26 protein-coding genes are annotated in these 20,327 nt (G+C 61.3%); 13 read left to right on the top strand and 13 right to left on the bottom strand.

From position 1 onward, the window contains the following. Window positions 1-13 precede the first annotated feature (13 nt). On the top strand, window positions 14-1,933 hold the full coding sequence (locus QUV25_RS11535; RefSeq protein ID WP_300863972.1) for a P-loop NTPase fold protein: 1,920 nt from the start codon (window positions 14-16) through the stop codon (window positions 1,931-1,933). Between the two features lie 43 nt (window positions 1,934-1,976). Here QUV25_RS11535 and QUV25_RS11530 read toward each other — a convergent pair whose 3' ends face one another. After that, window positions 1,977-2,102: an excalibur calcium-binding domain-containing protein gene (locus QUV25_RS11530; RefSeq protein ID WP_300863971.1), complete on the bottom strand. Its 126-nt coding sequence runs from the start codon at window positions 2,100-2,102 to the stop codon at window positions 1,977-1,979. A gap of 275 nt (window positions 2,103-2,377) precedes the next feature. Between QUV25_RS11530 and QUV25_RS11525 the strand changes: the two genes are divergently transcribed. Then, entirely contained in the window at window positions 2,378-2,857 is a 480-nt protein-coding gene (locus tag QUV25_RS11525; RefSeq protein WP_300863970.1) for a hypothetical protein, read from the top strand. Window positions 2,858-3,220: 363 nt separating this feature from the next. On the opposite strand, the gene QUV25_RS11520 is transcribed toward QUV25_RS11525, so the two are convergent. After that, complete coding sequence (locus QUV25_RS11520) at window positions 3,221-3,622, bottom strand: hypothetical protein (RefSeq protein WP_300863967.1); 402 nt, start codon at window positions 3,620-3,622, stop codon at window positions 3,221-3,223. 130 nt (window positions 3,623-3,752) lie between these two features. Between QUV25_RS11520 and QUV25_RS11515 the strand changes: the two genes are divergently transcribed. From QUV25_RS11515 to QUV25_RS11505, 3 genes are all read left to right on the top strand, one after another. After that, the gene (locus tag QUV25_RS11515) at window positions 3,753-4,619 is read left to right on the top strand and encodes a helix-turn-helix transcriptional regulator (RefSeq protein ID WP_300863965.1); all 867 of its coding nucleotides are present in this window, start codon (window positions 3,753-3,755) and stop codon (window positions 4,617-4,619) included. A 145-nt stretch (window positions 4,620-4,764) separates the two neighbouring features. After that, window positions 4,765-5,055 carry a nucleotidyltransferase family protein gene (locus QUV25_RS11510; RefSeq protein WP_300863963.1) on the top strand — a complete coding sequence of 97 codons (291 nt, stop codon included), beginning with the start codon at window positions 4,765-4,767 and terminating at the stop codon, window positions 5,053-5,055. Continuing rightward, window positions 5,055-5,219, top strand: a complete 165-nt coding sequence (locus QUV25_RS11505) for a hypothetical protein (RefSeq protein ID WP_300863960.1) — start codon at window positions 5,055-5,057, stop codon at window positions 5,217-5,219. Before QUV25_RS11510 ends, QUV25_RS11505 begins: the two co-directional genes overlap by 1 nt. Before the next feature lie 134 nt (window positions 5,220-5,353). Here QUV25_RS11505 and QUV25_RS11500 read toward each other — a convergent pair whose 3' ends face one another. Then, a complete protein-coding gene (locus QUV25_RS11500) occupies window positions 5,354-5,830 on the bottom strand; it encodes a DUF995 domain-containing protein (protein ID WP_300863958.1) in 477 nt (158 codons plus the stop codon). Between the two features lie 139 nt (window positions 5,831-5,969). After that, window positions 5,970-6,296 carry a hypothetical protein gene (locus QUV25_RS11495; protein ID WP_300863957.1) on the bottom strand — a complete coding sequence of 109 codons (327 nt, stop codon included), beginning with the start codon at window positions 6,294-6,296 and terminating at the stop codon, window positions 5,970-5,972. A 14-nt stretch (window positions 6,297-6,310) separates the two neighbouring features. Here QUV25_RS11495 and QUV25_RS11490 point away from each other — a divergent pair, with 14 nt between their 5' ends. Further along, a complete protein-coding gene (locus QUV25_RS11490; protein WP_300863955.1) occupies window positions 6,311-7,033 on the top strand; it encodes a hypothetical protein in 723 nt (240 codons plus the stop codon). A gap of 171 nt (window positions 7,034-7,204) precedes the next feature. Here the strand turns inward: QUV25_RS11490 and QUV25_RS11485 are convergent, their stop codons facing one another. Both QUV25_RS11485 and QUV25_RS11480 read right to left on the bottom strand, forming a co-directional pair. After that, window positions 7,205-7,816 (bottom strand): excalibur calcium-binding domain-containing protein, encoded by a 612-nt coding sequence (locus QUV25_RS11485; RefSeq protein ID WP_300863953.1) that lies wholly within the window; start codon window positions 7,814-7,816, stop codon window positions 7,205-7,207. Window positions 7,817-7,818: 2 nt separating this feature from the next. After that, window positions 7,819-8,337 carry a DUF4124 domain-containing protein gene (locus tag QUV25_RS11480; protein ID WP_300863951.1) on the bottom strand — a complete coding sequence of 173 codons (519 nt, stop codon included), beginning with the start codon at window positions 8,335-8,337 and terminating at the stop codon, window positions 7,819-7,821. Window positions 8,338-8,353: 16 nt separating this feature from the next. Between QUV25_RS11480 and QUV25_RS11475 the strand changes: the two genes are divergently transcribed. Continuing rightward, complete coding sequence (locus tag QUV25_RS11475; protein ID WP_300863949.1) at window positions 8,354-9,328, top strand: restriction endonuclease; 975 nt, start codon at window positions 8,354-8,356, stop codon at window positions 9,326-9,328. 308 nt (window positions 9,329-9,636) lie between these two features. On the opposite strand, the gene QUV25_RS11470 is transcribed toward QUV25_RS11475, so the two are convergent. Then, a complete protein-coding gene (locus tag QUV25_RS11470; protein WP_300863946.1) occupies window positions 9,637-11,100 on the bottom strand; it encodes a sulfatase-like hydrolase/transferase in 1,464 nt (487 codons plus the stop codon). A 4-nt stretch (window positions 11,101-11,104) separates the two neighbouring features. Next, entirely contained in the window at window positions 11,105-12,073 is a 969-nt protein-coding gene (locus QUV25_RS11465) for a tripartite tricarboxylate transporter substrate binding protein (RefSeq protein ID WP_300863944.1), read from the bottom strand. Window positions 12,074-12,197: 124 nt separating this feature from the next. On the opposite strand from QUV25_RS11465, the gene QUV25_RS11460 reads away from it, so the two are divergent. Beyond that, window positions 12,198-12,923 carry a GntR family transcriptional regulator gene (locus tag QUV25_RS11460; protein WP_300863943.1) on the top strand — a complete coding sequence of 242 codons (726 nt, stop codon included), beginning with the start codon at window positions 12,198-12,200 and terminating at the stop codon, window positions 12,921-12,923. A gap of 472 nt (window positions 12,924-13,395) precedes the next feature. On the opposite strand, the gene QUV25_RS11455 is transcribed toward QUV25_RS11460, so the two are convergent. After that, complete coding sequence (locus QUV25_RS11455) at window positions 13,396-13,824, bottom strand: hypothetical protein (RefSeq protein WP_300863941.1); 429 nt, start codon at window positions 13,822-13,824, stop codon at window positions 13,396-13,398. 290 nt (window positions 13,825-14,114) lie between these two features. On the opposite strand from QUV25_RS11455, the gene QUV25_RS11450 reads away from it, so the two are divergent. Next, window positions 14,115-14,471 (top strand): rhodanese-like domain-containing protein, encoded by a 357-nt coding sequence (locus QUV25_RS11450; RefSeq protein ID WP_300863939.1) that lies wholly within the window; start codon window positions 14,115-14,117, stop codon window positions 14,469-14,471. A gap of 63 nt (window positions 14,472-14,534) precedes the next feature. After that, entirely contained in the window at window positions 14,535-14,867 is a 333-nt protein-coding gene (locus QUV25_RS11445) for a hypothetical protein (RefSeq protein ID WP_300863936.1), read from the top strand. A gap of 147 nt (window positions 14,868-15,014) precedes the next feature. On the opposite strand, the gene QUV25_RS11440 is transcribed toward QUV25_RS11445, so the two are convergent. The 3 genes from QUV25_RS11440 to pcp all read right to left on the bottom strand — a co-directional run bounded on the left by QUV25_RS11440 (window position 15,015) and on the right by pcp (window position 17,750). Next, entirely contained in the window at window positions 15,015-15,968 is a 954-nt protein-coding gene (locus QUV25_RS11440; protein WP_300863934.1) for a chemotaxis protein, read from the bottom strand. 176 nt (window positions 15,969-16,144) lie between these two features. Further along, the gene (gene yghU, locus QUV25_RS11435) at window positions 16,145-16,969 is read right to left on the bottom strand and encodes a glutathione-dependent disulfide-bond oxidoreductase (RefSeq protein ID WP_300863932.1); all 825 of its coding nucleotides are present in this window, start codon (window positions 16,967-16,969) and stop codon (window positions 16,145-16,147) included. A 106-nt stretch (window positions 16,970-17,075) separates the two neighbouring features. After that, window positions 17,076-17,750, bottom strand: a complete 675-nt coding sequence (pcp, locus tag QUV25_RS11430; RefSeq protein ID WP_300863929.1) for a pyroglutamyl-peptidase I — start codon at window positions 17,748-17,750, stop codon at window positions 17,076-17,078. 87 nt (window positions 17,751-17,837) lie between these two features. Between pcp and QUV25_RS11425 the strand changes: the two genes are divergently transcribed. Both QUV25_RS11425 and QUV25_RS11420 read left to right on the top strand, forming a co-directional pair. Next, on the top strand, window positions 17,838-18,491 hold the full coding sequence (locus QUV25_RS11425; protein WP_300863927.1) for a hypothetical protein: 654 nt from the start codon (window positions 17,838-17,840) through the stop codon (window positions 18,489-18,491). A gap of 76 nt (window positions 18,492-18,567) precedes the next feature. After that, entirely contained in the window at window positions 18,568-19,014 is a 447-nt protein-coding gene (locus QUV25_RS11420) for an SRPBCC family protein (protein ID WP_300863925.1), read from the top strand. Window positions 19,015-19,026: 12 nt separating this feature from the next. Here the strand turns inward: QUV25_RS11420 and QUV25_RS11415 are convergent, their stop codons facing one another. After that, window positions 19,027-19,779 carry a tRNA-uridine aminocarboxypropyltransferase gene (locus QUV25_RS11415; protein ID WP_300863922.1) on the bottom strand — a complete coding sequence of 251 codons (753 nt, stop codon included), beginning with the start codon at window positions 19,777-19,779 and terminating at the stop codon, window positions 19,027-19,029. 129 nt (window positions 19,780-19,908) lie between these two features. Between QUV25_RS11415 and QUV25_RS11410 the strand changes: the two genes are divergently transcribed. Continuing rightward, entirely contained in the window at window positions 19,909-20,283 is a 375-nt protein-coding gene (locus QUV25_RS11410; protein WP_300863919.1) for a DOPA 4,5-dioxygenase family protein, read from the top strand. The last annotated feature ends 44 nt before the right edge of the window (window positions 20,284-20,327 follow it).

The following is a 20,327-nucleotide window of genomic DNA, read 5'->3' as shown; positions in this document are numbered from 1 at the left end:
CCCAGGGGGTGGCATGATTCTGACTGCACAAGATCACAATGAGTCAATAAAAATATTCCTAGATAGATACTGCAATCAAGATGCCAAACCTAGCTACGCGGTAATGCTCAGAGGGCCTTGGGGCAGTGGAAAGACCTGGTTCATTGAAAATTATAGAAAGGAACTCGAAAAGAGAGATAAACGTGTACTCTATGTAAGTTTCTTTGGCATCTCAAAAATCTCCGAAATCAAAGATCAATTTTTTGCACAAATTCATCCGCGGCTAGCTAGCCAAACAGCGAAGCGAGCTTGGGGCATAACTAAAAGCCTCATCAAGGGTACTATAAAAATTGATTTAAACGGAGACGGATCAGACGAAGGTAGCTGGCAAATCTCATTACCAGAGATTGAAAAATGGGCTTCAACCGAGGGTGCCATTTTAGTTTTTGACGATCTAGAGAGATCAAGCATGAAGATTGAAGATGCGCTGGGCTTCATCAATCAGTTTGTAGAACATGACGGATACAGAGTCATCATCCTTGCAAACGAGTCATCGCAACTATCTACTCCCGAGATTGGCTTCAAAAAAATAAAAGAAAAAGTAATTGGAAGAACCTTTCAGATACAACCTGATGCGGATGGCGCCATTCAGCACTTTCTGACCGAGACCAGCAGTCGTGCAGGTAATGAATTTCTAGACAAAAACAAAACTCAACTGCTGGCCATTTTCAATCGAGCCGGATACCAAAATCTTCGCCAACTGCGACAAGCGATTTTTGACTTTTGCGATCTTTGGGATAGTCTTGATAAAAAACAGATTAGTACAAATGAAAAATTTCAAAAGCAACTTATCAATGACTGCATCACATTATCAATCGAGTATCGATCAGGCAGCCTAACAAGCGAGGACATAGGAGAACTTGGCGAAACAAATTGGTCCGCATACCTTGAGCTGAAGAGCAGCAGCGATCAATCAGTGCCTGAGCGCGAGAAAGATAAAGTACTGAAGCGACATGGACTTGAATACGCTCAACCTTTAGCTCTTCCTCCATCGGCATTTCGTGAGTTTTTTGAGACCGGAAACTTATCCGTGGTTTCTGCAACCGATGCTCTGCGCGACAGCCATCTTCTTGCAGACGAATCAACTCCAGCATGGAGACGGCTTTGGTATCTTCGCTCGCTCAGCAACAGTGATTTTGAAAAACTAGCAAGTGAAACTTTTGCTGGAATGAAGTCAGTGAAGAATTTTGATCTTGCGGAGTTGATCCACTCAGCAGCGATTCTTCTAAATTTATCAAGAATCAAATTGATTCGCCAATCAATGCGTCAAATTGAGATTGTTGCACTTAAATCGATAAAAGTTGCCATCTCCAAGGGCGCAATGAAGCCACCATCTCAACGAGAGCTCAATGAATTACTAAGGCACGGGAGTGCGTTCGGTCTTGGATTCACAGCTCGTGACTCAATTGAATTCCGAAAATTTATTAATAACGCGAAGGCGATAATCACAACCGCCAGACGCTCATGGATTCGGCGGCAGATCACCCCTTGGCTTGCGATGCTTGATACCGATGTGGCACGGTGGGCCAAGCAAATTGCGAGAAACTCAGAAGAACAAGTATGGTTTTCTGATGATCCTGTATTTCATCACGTATCTGCACTTCAGTTTCATAGAAAGTTTATCAATCTACAGGTATCTGAACAAGAACTAGTTCAAGATTCTTTCACTGAAAGATTTACACATCCCAACCTTTACGCAGAATGGTTGATCTTGGAGTTACCATTTCTCGTGAAGCTAAAAGGTGAAATGTCCAAAAATTCTTTGCTGAACAGAAAAACTCCGAGACATCTTTCCCACTACACAGCAAGAGCATGGTTTTCACCAAAACTAGATGAGTATATTAGCTCACTAGAGAATTTCAAAAACGAGATTTCAAAGAAGCCGGGAAATTAGGATATTCGGGGGTCAAGATATTGGGGGTAGATTCCAATTCCACTTATCCACCGAACAGCCCCGCGCACCACTGCTGCTCGCACGGAATCCCGTCGCCATCCCCGTCCATTTCCATGCCCGGGCAGTTCTTCAGAAACAGCTTCGCCTTGTATTCGGGGTCAGATTCCAATTAACCCCCGCTCCACTTGCCCCAATTACCAGCCACTGCATCGAAGCCGGGCCTCCACACAGAGCAGAGGCGCTTACTCGTGCTCAACTTAGCTCCTGTCAACAACATCGGGGGCAGGTCTTGACTGTTGCCTGTAGAGGGACGAGCAAGTAAGCTTGAAGAGGTGAAATACATCATTCAGGAGTTCAACTTTTCCCAGAATGACATTTTTTAGCGTAAGGCATCTCGACTGCCAAAAGATGATAAGGCCCGTAAAACCCTCACAGTAGCGGTATATGAAAAAGATGGTCAGAAATGGAGCGGTAAGGGACGCCCCCCCTAACTGGGTTGTCGCAGCAAAGGGGATGGTAGTCTTGAGAAATATCGTATTGCCTGAAATCTCAAAGGAGAGCTTTATGTCAGGTTTCGCCCGTTTCTGCAAACAATGTTTTTTATTGGTCTACAGATTTGTGGTGGGCGTCCTTTCATTTTTAGTCATTATCGGATTATCGCTTTTGGGTATTCTTTTTACGATTGGCCTTTTTATTTTTGGTTGGCAAATCTATGTTTATTTTCGCTCTGGTTTTCGGGTGTCATACTCTATAATTGATGTACTTAAATATATCAATATTGATTGGGCACATCAACCGTCTGACTGGATTGGTTTTTACAATATGTTTGATTCAATACCGGCATCTCTTGGACTAATGGTTGTTGGTCTTATTTTTGCTGGCATTTCTCACGCTTTTGCCGATTCTTTAGATAGGAAAGTTTGAGGTCAGATTCTTTACTTGGTCACCATAGTCGCAGGGGTAACACTCTGCACTGCATCGCTGCATCGGGGTCACTGCACTGGGTCGGTATTCGGGGTCGGTATTCGGGGTCAGATTCCAATTATTGAGTCCGCAAACCGCATCCGCATCGGGGTCACGCACCGGAGTCAGACACCGTCTTGAAAGTCCACCGAGTCCCCAAGCCATCTGGCGCCGAACACCAAACGGCGCTTCAGGGCACCGAAGTTGAATCGAACCCAGGGGTGCCCTGAGGCACTGACCACGGCCAGGGGCCCCTGGGTGTGAGCTCAGAGAAAGGGCGCGCTGGTCGCGCGCCCTCAAGCAGCGCTGGCGAGCCCCGCTCAATCAGGCCACCGCCAGTGGCTGGGGCTGGCGGCTGCCTGCCCACTCCAGCTCGGCCAGAACGAACACAAACACCGCCTGCAGCAGCACCCAGGCCACGCCCAGGCTGGTGAGCGGCAGGCCAGCGCCCCACACCGCCCACACGCTGGCAGCCACCCACACAAAGTTGCCCGCCGCGAGCAGGCGCACGCCCGCCGCCGGGGGAAGCGCGCGCGACGCCAGCGCGCCCGACAGCAGCACCGTGCCACAGCCAATCACGCCCGACACCTGCAGCCAGACCAAGGGCAGGCCAAGCCAATCGGACAACAGACCGGGAAACCCGAAATGGGCCACGGCCATGCCCAGGGCACCGGCGGCATCCAGCCAAAGCACACGACGCAAGGCGGGGACAGACAGATTCAACATGGTGAACTCCTTGAAAAGTTGGAAAAGTTGTAAAGAGGGAAGCGGAGCCGCCATGCTCGGCGCGCGCCCGCAGCGGGTCCATGACCCCGCAGGTCATGGAAGGCCGGCGAGTGGGCTCTACCATGTGCGCATGCACGCCGCCCCTGCCCTCGCCGCTCCCCCCTCTCGCCGCGCCAGCGTCGGCGATCACCTGCGCCACTGGCGCCAGCTGCGCCGCCTGAGCCAGCTCGATCTCGCCAGTGAGGCCGAGATGTCGACCCGCCACCTGAGCTGCGTGGAAACCGGCAAGGCCAGCCCGAGCCGCGAGCTGGTGCTCAGGCTGTGCGAGCGGCTGGCGGTGCCGCTGCGCGAGCGCAATGCCTGGCTGGTGGCGGCGGGCTATGCGCCGATGTACCGGGAGCACGCGATGGACGACCCCAGCATGCAGGCCGCGCGCCGCGCCGTGCAGCACATTCTGGACAGCCACCACCCCTGGCCCGCGGTTGCATTCGACCGCCACTGGAACATGGTGATGGCCAACCGCATGGTCGCGCCGCTGCTGGTGGGCGTGGCGCCCGAGCTGCTGCAGGGCCGTGTCAACCTGCTGCGCATCAGCCTGCACCCGGGCGGCCTGGCGCCGCGCATCGCCAACCTCAACCAGTGGCGCGAACACCTGTTTGCCCGCCTGCGGCAACAGATCCACCAGACCGGCGACGAAGCGCTGGCCGACCTGCTGACCGAGCTGATCGCCTACCCGGCACAACCCGCCAACACCGCGCAGCGCCTGGACGGCGAACACCCCGGCGTGCTCATGCCCTTTCTGTACCAGACACCGGACGGCATGCTGCACCTGATCAGCACCACCACGGTGTTCGGTTCGCCGGTGGACATCACCCTGCAAGAGCTGGCCCTGGAGACATTCTTCCCAGGCGATGAAGCGACCGCCCGCGCCTTGCGCGAGATGGCCGATGGGCTGGGAGATGGTTCGGCGAAGAGCGGAAGCGACACCGGCCGGTGACGGGATTCGGGGTCACAGGATTCGCAGAATTCGCGAATTCGGAAACTTCGGGGTCGGATTCCAATTGATCGCCTATGTCCCGAGCCTGCAAATCGCGTGTCGCTGCGCGCACTGCAAATGCCACCGAATGGCTAAACTCGACCTCATGCGTCCCTCCCTCGCACTTGCCCGACACCGCTCGCAGATTCGCGAGATCGCGCTGCGTCACCGCGTGGCGGGCGTGAGCGTGTTTGGCTCGGCGATCCACGGGGACGACGTGGAAGGCAGCGACCTGGACTTGCTGGTGGAACCCACACCAGCGACCACGCTGCTCGACATTGGCGCCATTCGCCATGAACTCAAGGCGCTGTTGGGCATGGAGGTGGATGTGTTGACGCCCAACGGCCTGCCAGCCAGCTTTCGCGAGCAGGTGCTGCGCGAGGCGGTGCGCCTGTGATGCGCAGCAAGCCGCTGCGCACCGCGGACTACCTGCGCCACATCGCTGAGGCGATCGACAACATTGTGGAATTCGGGGTCTGGAATTCGGTGGAATTCGGGGTCGGTGGAATTCGGGGTCAGATTCCAATTGATCTCACGGTGATTCAGGCCGGCAGGGGCTGAGAGAACGCACATCTGTATGCCTTCGCCCGGCCGCCTCGCTCAACAGCGTCGTTCTGGAAGATTCCGAACCTGCGGAAGTGGCAGAAGCCCAGCCCCGACGCTTGGGGCGAGCCGATGGGCAACGATGACCAAGGTCAAAGAGGTTTGGTACGCGCTCTGGGTGCGGTCAGTCCGACGTAGGTGATGACCGGGCGAGCAAAGGCATGGGTCTGGCTGTACTTTTGGTAGCGGCCATCGGCCTCTTGCCGGATCCAGCGGCACGACTCGTTGTTGTTTTCCATGCGCAGGCACATGCGTCCGTCGGGCATGACGCGCCAGGTGCCTGTGCGTTGCTGGCCCTGTCGCTGTTGCCGCACTTGCCCATTGGGCGCATAGCGGGACACTGAAACCACGCCGTTGGAAAGGTTCTTGGAGGTCACGGTTTTCCCGGCAAACAGCTGTCGGACTTCGGTGGCGGGAAGTTGGCGACCCGCCTGGAAAGCAGGCGGGAGGTGGCTGCAGCCCGCCAGCGTGAGCATGGCCAGCACAGCGGCGCCGCTGCACAGGGCCGATGACCGTCGGCTGCCGCGCAACTTGGAATGCTCGAGGGGTGGTGTGTTCAGAATGAACATGAAGGCTCCTGAAAAGGGGAAGGAACCTTGACAACGGACCGCGGCGGCGGTTATTCCGTTTTCCCTCTGATGGCGGTGACCGCTTCGCGCGACGTTGACCGACCGGCTATTTGGGGTCCGGCTATTTGGGGTCACACGGCTATTTGGGGCTATTTGGGGTCAGATTCCAATTCGGTCGCGAAATCACACGAACAACCGTGTCGTTTTGGCTCGCTTTGGAGACTTGTTTTCGGGCAAAAGTCGGCTCTTCGGTTCGGCTTCGCAACACCTGCATGGCCTGCGCGCGGCGTTGCGTGACCTGCGCGCCATCGTCGGCCAGCCGTCCGGCGGCGGCGACGACCGCTGATCTGCTGCGCTTGGCCTGCGCACGGTGTGTCGGCGGAAGGGCTGTTTTGAAGTGATAACGTCGCGGCTCTCGGGCTTGCTGAACAACCTGAGCGTCTTTTTCTGTCACAACCTGATCCATCCATCGGAGAAAAAATGAATCGATTTCTGGGAGCCATGGCCATCTGTGTTGCCCTTGCAGGGTGCGCAACCGTCAACCCAATGGCATTTGACAAGGGTGCCAAGTCCATCGACACCAGCGAAAAGTCCGTTGTGCTGATGGCCGTTGAGGTCTCTCGATCCGACGACAGCCGCTACGTCCCGAAGCCTATTGCCGTCAAGCTTGAGCTGCCGAATGCCCAAAGCAAGGAAGAGCGGCAAAACTTCAAACTCGATGCGGACAAAGACACGGTGGCAGACGGGGATCGCATCGTCTACCTGACGCGCATGGCTTTGAAACCCGGCAAATACAAGCTGGGCGATGTGACGGGCCTGGCCAATGCGTTCCCTTTTGTCGGGACCTTCGTTGTGCCTTTGTTGATGGACCTTGACGTGAAGCCGAACTCCATCACCTACATCGGGCGGGTAACGGCCAAGCTGCGGCCCAGGCAAGGAGAGGAGTTTCGCGCCGGGCCGGTGGTTCCTCTGATTGACCAGTCGGTGACCGGCCTGTCAGGCGGCACATGGGATGTGACCACGGAGAACCTCTCGCAGAAGGACCTGGCGCTTTACCGCACCCACTTCCCCGCGCTCGCCTCGGCCACCATTGACAACGCGCCTCTCCCGCCTTTCGACCGTGCGGCGGTGCAGCGTTGGTGGGAAGGGGGCACGTCGCCAGCTCCGACGACGCAGCCCGCTCCGGTGGTGCCCAGCAAATAGAGTCGTCCTGGGGCCGCCTTGGGCACTTCAGGGGTCATGGGCCCCTTGAGCCAGTGCCTTTAGATTCTTTGGAGTAAGACTCCAAAGAATCGCTTATGTCGCAGGCCCACAAACCAGCGGCATGTGAACTGAAATCCCAGGGTATTCGGCGTATTCAGGGTCTGATTCCAATCAGCCCCCAACGCACCACTGCTGCTCGCAAGGCACGCCGTCCCCATCACCATCCATCTCCATGCCGGGGCAGTTCTTCAGGAACAGCTTGGCTTCGCCGCAGGACGTCATTTGCGAGCAGTACCGGCGCCCATCGCAATGGAAGGCGGGCTGCTGCTGAATATGCTGCGTTGTTGCAGCAGACTTCGCGCTCATCAGGCCCTGGGGTGCCGCCGCACGCGATGCTTCAGCCCGATTGGTGTACTCACCATAGACGTACCAGCCCACGCCGGCAGCCAGCAGCAACACCACTAAGCCGAAGACTACAGAACTTGAAGAGGTGCGCTGATCGGGTCGCCGGGTTGGGTGCCGCGCCTGTTCCTTGCGGTTCGCCTTGACGAGGAGTGGCACGCCAGGCCGGCGGACCATCACCGCCCGCTTGCGCCCCTCCTTGTCCAGTTCGATCTCGAACGACAGCGGCTCGCCGATGACGGGTATCCACCCATCACGAGGCATGGCGGACACATGCAAAAACAGCTCCTGACCGCCCTGCTCGGCCACCACAAAGCCAAAGCCTCGCTCAGCGTTCCATTTCTTGAGCGTGCCGTTGAACCGGGTGGCGGATGTTTGCATGTTCAACAGCCCAGAGTGCGGAATCGATTCCGAGTCAGAAACAACCGTGTTTCAGCTTCCCCTAGGCTCTTGGCATCACCATTCTTTACCGCAGCTTCTTGGGATGGCAGCCGCGCATCCAGCCATTTGCATTCGAGCTTCACACTGGCAGGTAGCTTGAACCGGCGCTCAAAAATCTTCTTTTCCTCGTGTGACATGCCAGTCAAGGGGCGCATCGCATCGTTCAGCGCTTTCCTGGTTTGCTCCCGTTGAACGTCTGGCCCCTTGCGGCTCACACCACTGGACTTGTCCAGGCCTTGCGTTGGGGTGGTGTCGACGACGGTGGCGCCAAGACAAGGCTCGTTGGAATAGCTCACCTGGCCTTTCGCCGATTCGCATCGGTACACAGGCTGGCCCTGGGCGACCGAAGGTACGCACCCCAAAAGTCCCGCGCACAGTCCAATCAAGTGCGCCGTTTCGCGGTATCTTGTTTTCATGGAATCCTCCCTTTCTGCGTCTGCGGCATCATCGGCAGCAAACACGGCAGGGAGCATACCAATGAGCCAACGCAACCGCGCGAGACGCAACACACGCAAACGCCCTTCTGAACCACTTCTGGATATGGGCATTCGAGCCCTGGCTTTTGCAGGTATGGCTCTGTTTGCGAGCCTGTTCATGAGCGCAAGTCCGGTATTTGGCCCCGCGGCGCGTACCCTGCAGGCGCTTTTGTGGCTGCCTCTGTGTCTCGGCCTCGGTTTGCTGGCGGTCCACTTCCTCGCCAGACGGGTAGCCGCTGACTCCACCGATGCCGCTCCCCAGAAAGTGAACGTCAGCCGCATGCCGACGGACAGACAGCCGTCAGGGAAGGGCATAGTCCCAGTCCGCTCCACGACGACCCGTTCTACTGGCCTGCGCGACGCAGGCACGAGGTCGGAGCAGAAACAACCGAGCACGCTGGCAGATGCGATCCCTCACCAGGCATCGCGCTGGAGTTCCGAAGTCTTCGCGGCTATCGAGTGGCGACGCTTCGAAGCGGTGGTAGAGACGCTGTTCGCGCAAGCGGGCTTCGAAACGCGCTCGCAATCTCACGGCGCCGATGGTGGCGTCGATATCTGGCTGCACTCGAAAAACGCCGAAGGCCCGATATCGGTAGTGCAGTGCAAGCACTGGCAGGGAAAGGCGGTCACAGTGAAAGAGATGCGAGAGTTTCTGGGCGTGATGGTGTCCAAGGGCGTCAAGCGCGGCACCTACGCGACCACCTCACGCTACACAGCCGACGCTCGCGCTTTCGCTCTAGCACACGGTATCAACGCGCAGGACGGGAACGGTCTGCTCAAGCTGATTGCTCAGCGCACGCCGGAGCAGCAAGCACGCCTGCTGGAGGTGGCCTACGAAGGCGAGTATTGGAAACCCACCTGCGCGCGATGCGGGGTGAAGATGACGGAGCGCACGTCAGGCAAGGACGGCTCCGGATTCTGGGGTTGCATGAACTTCCCGCGCTGCAAGAGCCGGTTGCCCATGAGGATGGCCTGATCCTCATCAACGCGTCGATGCTCTCACCCTGGTCCCGGCTCAGCGGACCGCGCCGCCGCACTCCGTGCAGCGTGTCCGACATGATCTGGTGCACTTCCCGCTCTAGCGCTTTAGAACAATAGAGAACATTAAAGGCCAGCCGCGAATGACCCCGTCAGCAGCGCGGTGCGCGAGACGTTGCCCCAACAAACCGCTCGCGTCTGCTCGCCAGAGCCAACCCAGGCGGTGCCGCACCTCGCCCACCTCGCCTCACAGCCCACCTCACACAACGTTGAGCAAGGCTGGGGGCGAGGCTTAGCGGGCCCGCCCTAGATCTTCATGGCCCGTTGCGGCGAGCGGCTGGGTCGGCGGTTGGCAAATAGCGCGCCGCGCTCGAGCCACTGGTGACAGCTGGCGGCGAGTTCGTCGCGCAGGGTGCGAAGTTCTTCCGCGTGCCACAGGTTGTGGACCTCGCTCGGGTCGGCCTGCAGGTCGTACAGCTCGCCTGCGGTGTCATCTAGGTAGATCACGATCTTCCAGCGCCGGTCCCGGCGCATCAGGATGAACTCGCTGCCGGTCTGGATGTGGTCTCGCGCCAGCTCGGCGTAGACCGCGTCGCGGGGCTGGTGGTCGACGCGCTCCGAAAGCGCACCCCACAGGGTGCGGGCTTCGAAGTCGGCCGGTATGGGCAAACCGGCAGCTTCCAGGATGGTGGGCGCCACGTCAAACATCTGCACCAGTTCGTCGCGCGAGCCGGGTTTGATCTGCAGGTTTTTCGACCAGAACAGCAGCGGCACGCGCACCACCGAGTCGTACATGGTCCATTTCTGGATGTGACCGTGTTCACCGAGAGCGTCGGCGTGGTCGGACGTGAAGATGACCAGCGCGTTGTCGAGGTAGCCGCGCGCATCCAGCGCGGCCATGATGCGGCCGACCTGGTGGTCGATCATGCTCACGTTGGCCGCGTAGTGGCGACGCAAGCGCAGCAGGTCGGCAGGGCTCAGGTCGCGGCGCCAGGCGATCGAGTCGAAGTTGAAATCGATCATGTTGTCGCGCAGCGTGTGCTGGGCAGCAGGCTGGGCGCTCAACTCGGCCTCGGTGATGGTGGGTATCGGGATGTCGACGTCGGCGTAGGCTGCCAGCGCGTCGGGCGTGGGGTCGTACGGCGGATGCGGGCCGGGGAAACCGATCTGCAGGAACAGCGGGTCTTCGTTCTTGCGGTCTTCGAGCCACCAGCAGACGGTGTCGCCAATGAAGTTGTCCGGGTGCATGTCGGTATCGAGATCCCAGGCAAAGGCGCCGAGCGCCCGTTTGTAGCCTTCCGGGTCGGCCGCATGCCGGTTGTAGCGGGAGGGCTTGACGAGCTTGCGCGCGTGCAATGCCTTGTCCCATTCGTCGTAGATCGCGCGGTCCCGCTCCTCCAGGAACATCGGCCGGTCTTTGTTCTCCATGATGAGCCGCTGGTGAAAGCCACCCGGCGCGTCATAAGGGTTGATGTGCATCTTGCCGATGTTCACGCAGTGGTAGCCATGGTCGGCCAGCGAGCTCACCCAGGTGGGCTGCCAGGGCTGGAAGTTGCTGAAGACCTGGCAGCCATGCGGGTACTTGCCGGTGAAGAGGCTGGCCCGCGCGCCCACGCACACGGGCGAGGTGACGAAGCATTCGGTGAAGGCGGCGCCCTCGGTCGCCAGCCTGTCGAGGTGCGGCGTCTGCATCCAGGGTGCTCCCAGCGCACCGATGGTGTCGGCGCGCTGCTGATCGGTCATGATCAGAATGATGTTGGGTCGGCTCATGGATTCAGTCCAGCTTCAGTCCGGTGGAGGTGATGACGCGTTGCCATTTGGCGAGTTCCGAGGCCTGGAAAGCCTGGAACTGCGCCGGACCTTGCACCTTCAGTTCATCGCCCTGAGCGGCCAGTTTCTCGCGCAGGGCTGGCGACTTGGCGGCCTCGGCGCTGGCCTTGGCGATGCGCTCCACCACGGCGGCAGGTGTGCCAGCGGGAACGAAAAGGCCAAACCAGGCGCTGGCCACCACATCCAGGCCAGACTCCTTCAGCGTGGGTACGTTCGGAAACGCCACCGATCGCTCGTTGCCCGTGGTCGCCAACACCTTGAGACGACCCGCCTTCACGTGCCCCTGCACCACCGGGATGTGGTTCAGCGTGAACTGCACCTGATTTCCCAGCAAGGCCGTGATGGCCTGTGCGCCACCGGCATAGGGCACGTGCAGCGGCTTGACGCCGAGCGACTGGTTCATGAGCTCCACCGCCAGGTGGGGGTAGGTGCCATTGCCGTTGGAGGAGAAGTTGAGTGTGGCCCCACCAGACTTGACCATCGCGAGGAACTCGGCCAGCGTGTTGACCGGCGAGGAGGCGTTCACACAGAGCGCCAGCGGCCCTTCGCTGACCTGGGTGACGGGCACGAAGTCCTTCACGGGGTCGTAGCGCAGCTGCTTGTAGACCCAGGGTGCGAAGGCGTGGGTCGCCGCACCGCTGAGCAGGATGGTGTAGCCATCGGCCGGTGCTCGCGCCACATACTCGGCGCCGATCGTGCCGCCCGCGCCAGCCTTGTTTTCAACGATCACCGTGGCAGGCAGGGTGCGCGCCAGCTCTTCGGCCAGCACGCGTGCGGTGATGTCGACCACGCCGCCGGGCGGGTAAGGCACCAGAATCCGGACCACCTTGTTCGGGTAATCTTGTGCAAATGCTCCAAATGGCAGACCAAGACACAGGGCCAGGATGTAGGTCCAGCGGAAAATTCGGCTCATGATCGTTCCTTCGTGTGTCTCGATGCCCATCATCGAGGCATAGGTCCTATCGTTCTATAGTTAATCAGACTGGTCAACCTAGGGCGGACCCTGATGCGCATGCCCTGGCGCGACATTGCGTTGCATGTCCTCCTATTTCAAACACAGTTCGAGTCCCCTCTACGCCCAGGTGGCCGATGCGCTGCGCGAGCGCATCGTCAAAGACGTCTGGCCGATCGGTGCCCAGATACCGACGCTTCCCGAACTGGCGCAGGAGTTTGGCGTGGCCCTGGTCACCGTGCGCCTGGCCGTGAAGCTGCTCAGAGACGAGCATCTGGTGGTGGCCGAGCAAGGTCGCGGCACCTTCGTTCGCAACAAGCCCCAGATACATCCGAAGATGCGCGTGGAGACTTCGTTGAGCAAGCTGGCCGATCTGTACCGCGAACTGGCGCCACGCGTTCTGCCCATTGATGAGGGCTTTGCAACGCCACGCCTGGAACCGGACGAAGGGCTGCTGGCGCCCCGCTACCGGTTTCTGCGCCGTGTGCACGCCAGCGAACGACAGACCACCTCCGTCATTTCGGCCTATCTGGACGAGCGAATCTTCAAGCTGGCTCCCCAGCGATTTCGCAAAGAGCTGATCATCCCGGTGCTGATGGACTTGAAGGGTGTGAAGATCGGATCGGCCCATCAGGTGCTGACGATCGGCACCGCCGGCGCAGAGGCCGCAACAGCGCTGAACATTTCCGTCTCGGCACCTGTGGCCGAAGTGCGGCGCGTGTTCTGCACTCCCGATGGCACGGTCATTTACCTGGGCGAGCTGACCTACCGTGGCGACTTCATCCGCGTCGACATGAACCTGCTGGAATAGCCCGGCCAATCCATCCACCGCAAGCCCTCGCAGGGGCCAATCCCTGGACAACCCACCCACGCTTGGCTTCGGAGCAAACCCAGGCTACCCGGCCATGCTCGCTCGGGGTGATGGCCTGCAGCGAACCCTCGCTAAAACTGGGGGCCGAGACTCCGGCGTGAAGACCACCGTGGCCACGGCAGTGGCTTGCAGCCTGTGCCGACGAAACGACCACGAACACCAGGCCGAGCCTGAGAACCACTGGTGGTTTGCAGACGCAGCAGCCGGCATTCATGGACCTGAACCTCGACGCGCTGGGCTAAACCATCAAGAACAGGCCGCTGGTCAATCGCAGCCTGGTGGCGAGCGTTCGCCAGGGCCGTGCTGACCGCTTTTGAGCGCCACTCATGCCGTCTGTTCGGGTCTGAGCCTGTGCGGAGGCGAAGACCGCGGTTGGCGGTCAGATGCCCGATCGGCGAGATCGTCGCCGCACTCAGTGCAGCGTGTCAGACATGATCTGGTGCACCTCTTGCTCCAGCGCCTTCGAAGGAATGATCACCATCTGCTTGCCACCGAATTCAGCGGAGTAGCGCGGTGTCTCGCTGGCGTGCTGGTAGGCCTCGCCGAGCCGCACGATGAGTTTGCCGATCTCGAGTTGCGACAGGTGGTGTTCTTCGGCGAACTCCTTGAGCCCGGTGACCTTGCCGTCGTGAATCCAGGCTATGCCGAATTTCTTGGGTGGCTTGCCGAGGAAGACAAAGGCCTCGTGCTCGGCTGGCACGACTTCCAGGTGGTCCGACACCTTGTGCGCCAGCTCCGCCAGCGGTGCCTTGATTTCATCGAGGGTGGCCATCGCCGCGTTGCCCGCCGGCAGCGGAGGGTAATCGACTTTGTTGCCGAGAAACTTGTCCAGTAGTCCCATGTTGTTCTCCTTGCATGAAGTTGAAAACACAGCCTGGCAACTGCCTTGGGGCCCGGCGCGTGGGAAGGCAGATGGATCGCCAGACGGTTTGACCATAGACCATTGGGGCGAATTTTTCAAATCGGGACATTCGGGGCTTTGGCGGCAGCAAATGCAAAGCCCACACTTGCCTGGCGCAGGACCAGAGGGGCTTGCACCCAAAGGCCCTGTCTGGTGGATACTCCCGGGTGTAGCTTCACCCGGCCTCGACACCGCGCGATGCGTTCGCCACCACAAGGAGTTTCATGGGTATGGATATCGCAGGTTTTGCTCAGCAGTACTGGCCGCTCATGGCCCTGGCACTCTGGTTTGGATACAAGTGGTGGAACGCCCGCAGGGTCAAGGCCCTGTTGCCAGAGCTGGTGAAGAATGGCGCCACGGTGGTCGATGTGCGGTCCGCGGCGGAGTTTGCGGGTGGCAGCGCGCCGGGCTCGGTCAACATTCCGCTGCCTGAGCTGGGCTCCCGCCTCAGCGAGATCCCCACCACGGCGCCAGTGGTGCTGTGCTGCGCCAGCGGCACGCGCAGCGGCATGGCCAAGATGGTCCTGAAGAAAAACGGCTATCAGCAGGTGTTCAACATCGGCAAATGGAGCAACCTGCTGGGCTGATCGTGGCTGGAGATCGGCGTTGGCCTCCGTACCATTGGGGGCAGACACTCCCACGAATTCCGCATGACCCGCCGCCCACGACTGCACCACAACGTCTATGTGATCGAGCTGCGCCAGGACGTGTTGCTCGAAGGCCGCTTCCGCAAGAACAACCCGGGCTACATCGACGGCAAGCCCTGCGTGTACGTGGGCATGACCGGGCTGGACCCGGATGTGCGCTTCGACAAGCACAAGGCGGGCATCCAGGCCAACGCCTATGTGCAGAAGTACGGGCTGCGCCTGCTGCCGGATCTGTACGAGGGCTTCAACCCCATGAGCTACGAAGCGGCGGTGGACAAGGAAATCGAGGTTGGCATCGACCTGCGTTCAGCGGGCTTCGGAGTGTGGCAGGCCTGAGCACAGCGCTGGCTCAATGTCAAAGTGGGTTGGCGCGCTGAGCCATCGGCGTGGCAGGCCATGGACGCCTCGGCGTTGGATGCGCATATGGCTCAGCGCCCGGGGAGGCCCGCTCGCGTCGCACTGAGGCGGCGCGGGCGCTCGCGTTCACTGCCTGAGCACGCCGCGAATGGTCGCGGCCAGCTCCGCGGCCACGAACTTCGCCACATAGCCATCGGCTCCGACCGATCTCACATGGGCTTCGTTGGCCGTGCCGGTGAGCGAAGAATGGATCACCACCGGGATCAAATTGAAGCGCGCGTCCTGCTTGATGTTGCGCGTGAGCGTGAAGCCGTCCATCACCGGCATTTCCAGATCGCTCAGCACCAGCGCCACCTTGTCCTGCACGGTCTTGCCCTCGGCTCGGGCCTCGGCTTCGAGGGTGTGCAGGTAGTCCCAGGCTTCCTGACCGGTCTTGGTCATGACGTAGGGCGTGCCCATGGCGGTCAGGCCTTGTTCGATCATCATGCGCGCCACAGGGGAGTCGTCCGCCGCGAGGATGATGGACCCCGCCGGCAGGCTCACCGTGGCGCCGACCGACTTCGGTGAGATGGCCTCCTCGGGTGCCGGCATGACATTGCGCAGGATCTGCTCGACATCAAGCACCTGGACCAGCCGCGACTGGCCGTTGTCGTCGTCCAGCTTGGCGATGCTGGTGACCAGATTGCCGCCATGGCCTTCAGCGGCCAGCACGTCGCCCCACTCCATCTGCACGATTTCATCCACCTCTTCCACGGCAAACGCCTGGGTGGTGCGGGCGAATTCGGTGACCATGAGGATGGTGAGCCCGCGCTTGGGAACGCAGCCAACGACCGCGGGCAGGTCGATCACCGGGATGATCTGGCCGCGGATGTTGGCCACACCGAGCACGTGGGCCGGGGCGCTGGCCATGGCCGTGATCTTGGGCATGACCAGGATTTCGCGCACCTTGAAGACGTTGATGCCGAACAGCTCCCGGCGGTCTGACCCCTGCGCTTCTCCGAGCCGGAACAGCATCAGTTCGAACTTGTTGTTGCCCGTGAGCTGGGTGCGCGGGTCGGCTTCTTGTTGCAGATTGGTCATGTGGCATGCCAGAGTTGGAGGGATTCGCTCAGGATAGGCTCCTGGACCCTGGCGCCAACGGTGCAACAGCGCCACGAAAACGCTGCTGTTTGCGGGTTCAGCCAGCGCGCGAACGGCGCGACCGGCAACCCAGACGGACTCGCGGCGAGAGGTCGGATTTCGCCGAAATCTGCAGCTCAGTGGCGCTCGGGCACCTGCTCCGCTTCGTCACCCCAGACGCGGTTGATGCTGCGCCCACGCTGCACCGCGGGGCGCGCGGCGATGGCGGCGGCCCAGCGCTGCACGTGGGTGTACTCGTGCACCGAAAGAAATTCGCCTGCGCTGTAGAGCTTGCCTTCGACCAGGGCACCGTACCAGGGGTAGATGGCGATGTCGGCGATGGTGTAGTCGTCGCCGGCCATGTAGGGGCGCTCGGCCAGGTTGCGGTTGAGCACATCGAGCTGTCGCTTGGTCTCCATGGCGAAGCGGTTGATCGGGTATTCGAACTTTTCGGGTGCGTAGGCATAGAAGTGGCCGAAGCCACCGCCCAGATACGGTGCAGAACCCATTTGCCAGAACAGCCAATTCATCACTTCGGTGCGTTTCGCACCTTGCTGGGGCAGAAAGGCGCCAAACTTCTCGGCCAGGTAGACCAGGATGGAGCCGGACTCGAAGACGCGCGTGGGCGGCTCGGTGCTGCGGTCAAGCAGGGCCGGGATCTTGGAGTTGGGGTTGACCTCGACAAAGCCGCTGGTGAACTGGTCGCCTTCGTTGATCTTGATGAGCCAGCCGTCGTACTCGGCACCGGTGTGGCCCAGGGCGAGCAGTTCCTCCAGCATGATCGTGACCTTCACGCCGTTGGGTGTGGCCAGCGAATAGAGCTGCAAGGGGTGTTTGCCCACCGGCAGCGCCTTGTCGCTCGTGGGACCGGCGATGGGGCGGTTGATGTTGGCAAACTTGCCGCCGCTGGCCTGGTCCCAGGTCCAGACGGTGGGCGGGGTGTAGGGGGTCTTGTCGGTCATGGGTGAGCGTTGGTTGGAGGAAGGGGCTCGCCGCGCCAAGGCGCTGGGCAGACCCCTCATCGTATGCGCTGCGCGCCAGGCTTGCTGGCGGCGCAGACAAGCCCGCTCAGTGCGACGCGCCTGCGCCCAGCGAAGCATCCTGCTGCGCCTGCAAAGCGCAGCGCACAGCCAGCGAGAGGCCGCGCACCACCTCATCAAGCGCCATGCTGGGCGTGCCCTGCTTGGGCAGCCACGGCACATGCACAAAGCCACCGCGGGTGTGGCGCAGCGCTTGGCGCTGGTTGAGTTCGTGCATCAGGCCGAAGAACACGTGGTTGCAGACAAAAGTGCCGGCGGTCTGCGAGACCTCGGCAGCGATGCCTTCGCGCTGCAGCGTGGCCAGCATGGCCTTGATGGGCAAGCTGCTGAAATAGGCCACGGGTGCGCCGGGCACCACCGGGGTGTCCACTGGCTGGGCGTCGGCGTTGTCGGCCAGCGGCGCGTCGTTCACATTGATCGCCACGCGCTCCAGCGACAGGGCGCCGCGCTCACCGGCCTGCCCCACGCAGATGACCAGCGCAGGCTGGTGCCGCGCCAGCAAGGCGCGCAACGCCTGCAGCGATTCCCCAAACACGGTGGGCAACTGCGCGGCGACCACGCGGTGGCCGGCAATCTGTCGGCCGTGCAGCGCCTTCACGGCCAGCCCGCTGGGATTGATGGACGCGCCTCCAAAGGCATCAAACCCGGTGAGCAAGACCTTGCGGGCGGGCTGGGTGATGGCTGAACGCGGGCGTGGGGACATCGGCGCAATTTACCTCAGCAGCGGTGATCCGGATGCGCCGAATGCGCGCTAACCTTGAACGCTGCCGTTTGCGAACCAGGAGCCCCGATGCCCACGAGAAAGGCCCAGACGATTCACTCCCAGGCCAGCGACGCCCAGGTCGATGGCCCTTCGCTGTTTGAGCAGGCGTTGCTGCCGTTGGTGGGCAAGATCCCGGCATCGAAAGAGCGCAAGCACAAGGTACCGTTGGACGCCGCGCGCAAGAAGGCCAACGCGGCGGCCGCCAGGGCTGCGATGGCCGCCGGCGCGCTGGCCTTGCCGCCGGGGCCACTGGGCTGGCTGACGATCCTGCCGGAGATGATGGGCGTCTGGAAGATCCAGAAACAGCTGGTGGCCGACATTGCCGCGCTTTATGGGAAACACGCCCAGCTCACGCCCGAGCAGGTGGTGTATTGCCTGTTTCAGCACACGGCGGCGGCCGGGGTGCGCGACCTGGTGGTGCGTGTGGGCCAGCGCACCATCGTGCGCCGCGCATCACCGCTGCTGATCCGCACACTCACGCGCCGCATCGGCGCCAGGCTGGCGCAGCGCGCACTGGGCAAAGGCGTGGCGCGCTGGCTGCCCATCGTAGGCGCGGTCGGTGTCGGCGCTTACGCTTACTACGACACGGCGCAGGTAGCGGCCACGGCGATCGACTTATTTGAAGGCGTGATCGAGGTGGACGCGAAGGTGCTGCCCGAAGACTCACCTTCCCCTGCCTGACGAAACGCAGCCGCTGCCCCGGCCCGATGCAGCGCTGCGCAACCATCCAACCGGGCTCACCGAAATGACAGCTGTCATGACCACCGGAACCGTCACCCTGCACCGCGTTTTCGCGGCGCCACCCGAGCGCATCTACCGCGCTTTTCTCGACGCAGACGCCTGCGCCAAGTTCATGCCACCGCACGGTTTCACCTGCCACGTGTTTGAACTCGATGCGCGCGTGGGTGGGCGCTACCGCATGCAGTTCACCCAGCTGGCCACCGGCCAGGCGCACGCCTTCGGCGGGCAATACCTGGAGCTGGTGCCCAACGAGCGCATCTTGAACAGCGATGTGTTCGAAGACAGCAACCTGCCTGGCGAGATGAGAACCACCATCACACTCAAGGCGGTGTCGGTGGGCACCGACATCCACATCGAGCAGACCGGCATTCCGGCCATGATTCCCACCGAGGCCTGCTACCTGGGCTGGCAGCAAACCCTTCAGCTGCTCGCCCTGCTGGTCGAGGCGCCGGTGGCAGGCTGATCAGAAGACGCCTCAGAGCACGCTGGACATGCGCAAGGCCAGCAGCCGCTGGTGCGCCTGGCTGTCGCGGTCCAGCGGCAGGCTGCACCTGGCGCTGAGGTAGTGGGTGGTGAAGACGTCGAGCCAGGCGGCCAGGGTGTCGGCAGCGTGGCTTTCACCCGCCAGCGCCAGGCACAGCGCGGCCACTTCGGCGGTGCAGAAATGGTCGTCCCGGGTGGAGCGACGCAGGCGGTAATTGGAGCTTTGACCGGGCTGCAGGCTGAGCACCGGCAGAGCATCCAGGTACGGACTTTTGCGGAACATCTTGCGCGCTTCGGACCAGGTGCCGTCGAGCAGCACGAAGAGCGGGCGGCGAGCGCTGGCTGTTTCACCGGAAAGCGGCGGATCAGCCACTGGCAGCGCGTGCATCACACGCGCCGGATCGGCGAACTCGCCAGGAAAGACCAGGCAGGGCTGCCATTGCGGATCGGAAAGCAGCGCCAGCAGGCCCGGGTCGACTGCGGTGCGCGACCAGCCGAAAGCCCAGGTGTCGGCCACCAGGTCGGCCACCAGCCAGCCGGTGTTGCTGGGTTTGAGGGCCTCGATGTCGCCCAGGATCAGGCACACCCCGGCGTGCGTCTCGACCCTGGGGCGCAGGGCACACAGGCAATGGCTGACCACCAGCCGGCAACCGGGGCAACGCCCGCCACCCGAGCCGCGCGCCACATACGGTTTGGAGCTCGCAGCCAGTCGCTCGGCTCGCTGTCGCGCGACGGCGTGGGGCATTACAACGGGCGGCATGGCGAGGGGCAGTGGACGGCTGAGGGCATGCAGGGACTGTATGCCCTTGAAGAGGCGACCAGCAGCCGACCACCGGCACGCCCTAGGCGGCACCGGGCTGGCACCATGGCACCCATGAACCACGCGACCACCCCAGACCCCGTCATCCACGGCTATCACGCCCATGTGTACTTCAACGCCGACACCCTGCCCCAGGCCCGCGCGCTGTGCGAGGCTGCGGCGGCGCGGTTCCCGCTGAAGCTGGGGCGGATGCACGAAAAACCGGTCGGCCCTCACCCGGACAGGAGCTGCCAGCTGGCCTTCAAGGCAGCGCTGTTCCCCGACGTGGTGCCCTGGCTGGCGCTGCACCGCGAAGGCCTGGTGGTGTTCATCCACCCGCTCACCGGGCAAGACCTGATCGACCACCGCGATCGCGCGATCTGGATGGGCGCGGTGCGTCCGCTGGACCTGAGCGTGTTGCCCGAGCGGACCACGAGCTTCGACCTGTAGCACGGCCCCGGGCAGCGAACGAATCTGGATACCGCCAAAAAAAG

Source organism: Hydrogenophaga sp. (assembly GCF_030373245.1).
GTDB lineage: Bacteria > Pseudomonadota > Gammaproteobacteria > Burkholderiales > Burkholderiaceae_C > Hydrogenophaga.
Note: the sequence above shows the minus strand (reverse complement) of the source record. Positions and strands in the feature narration are given on the sequence as shown.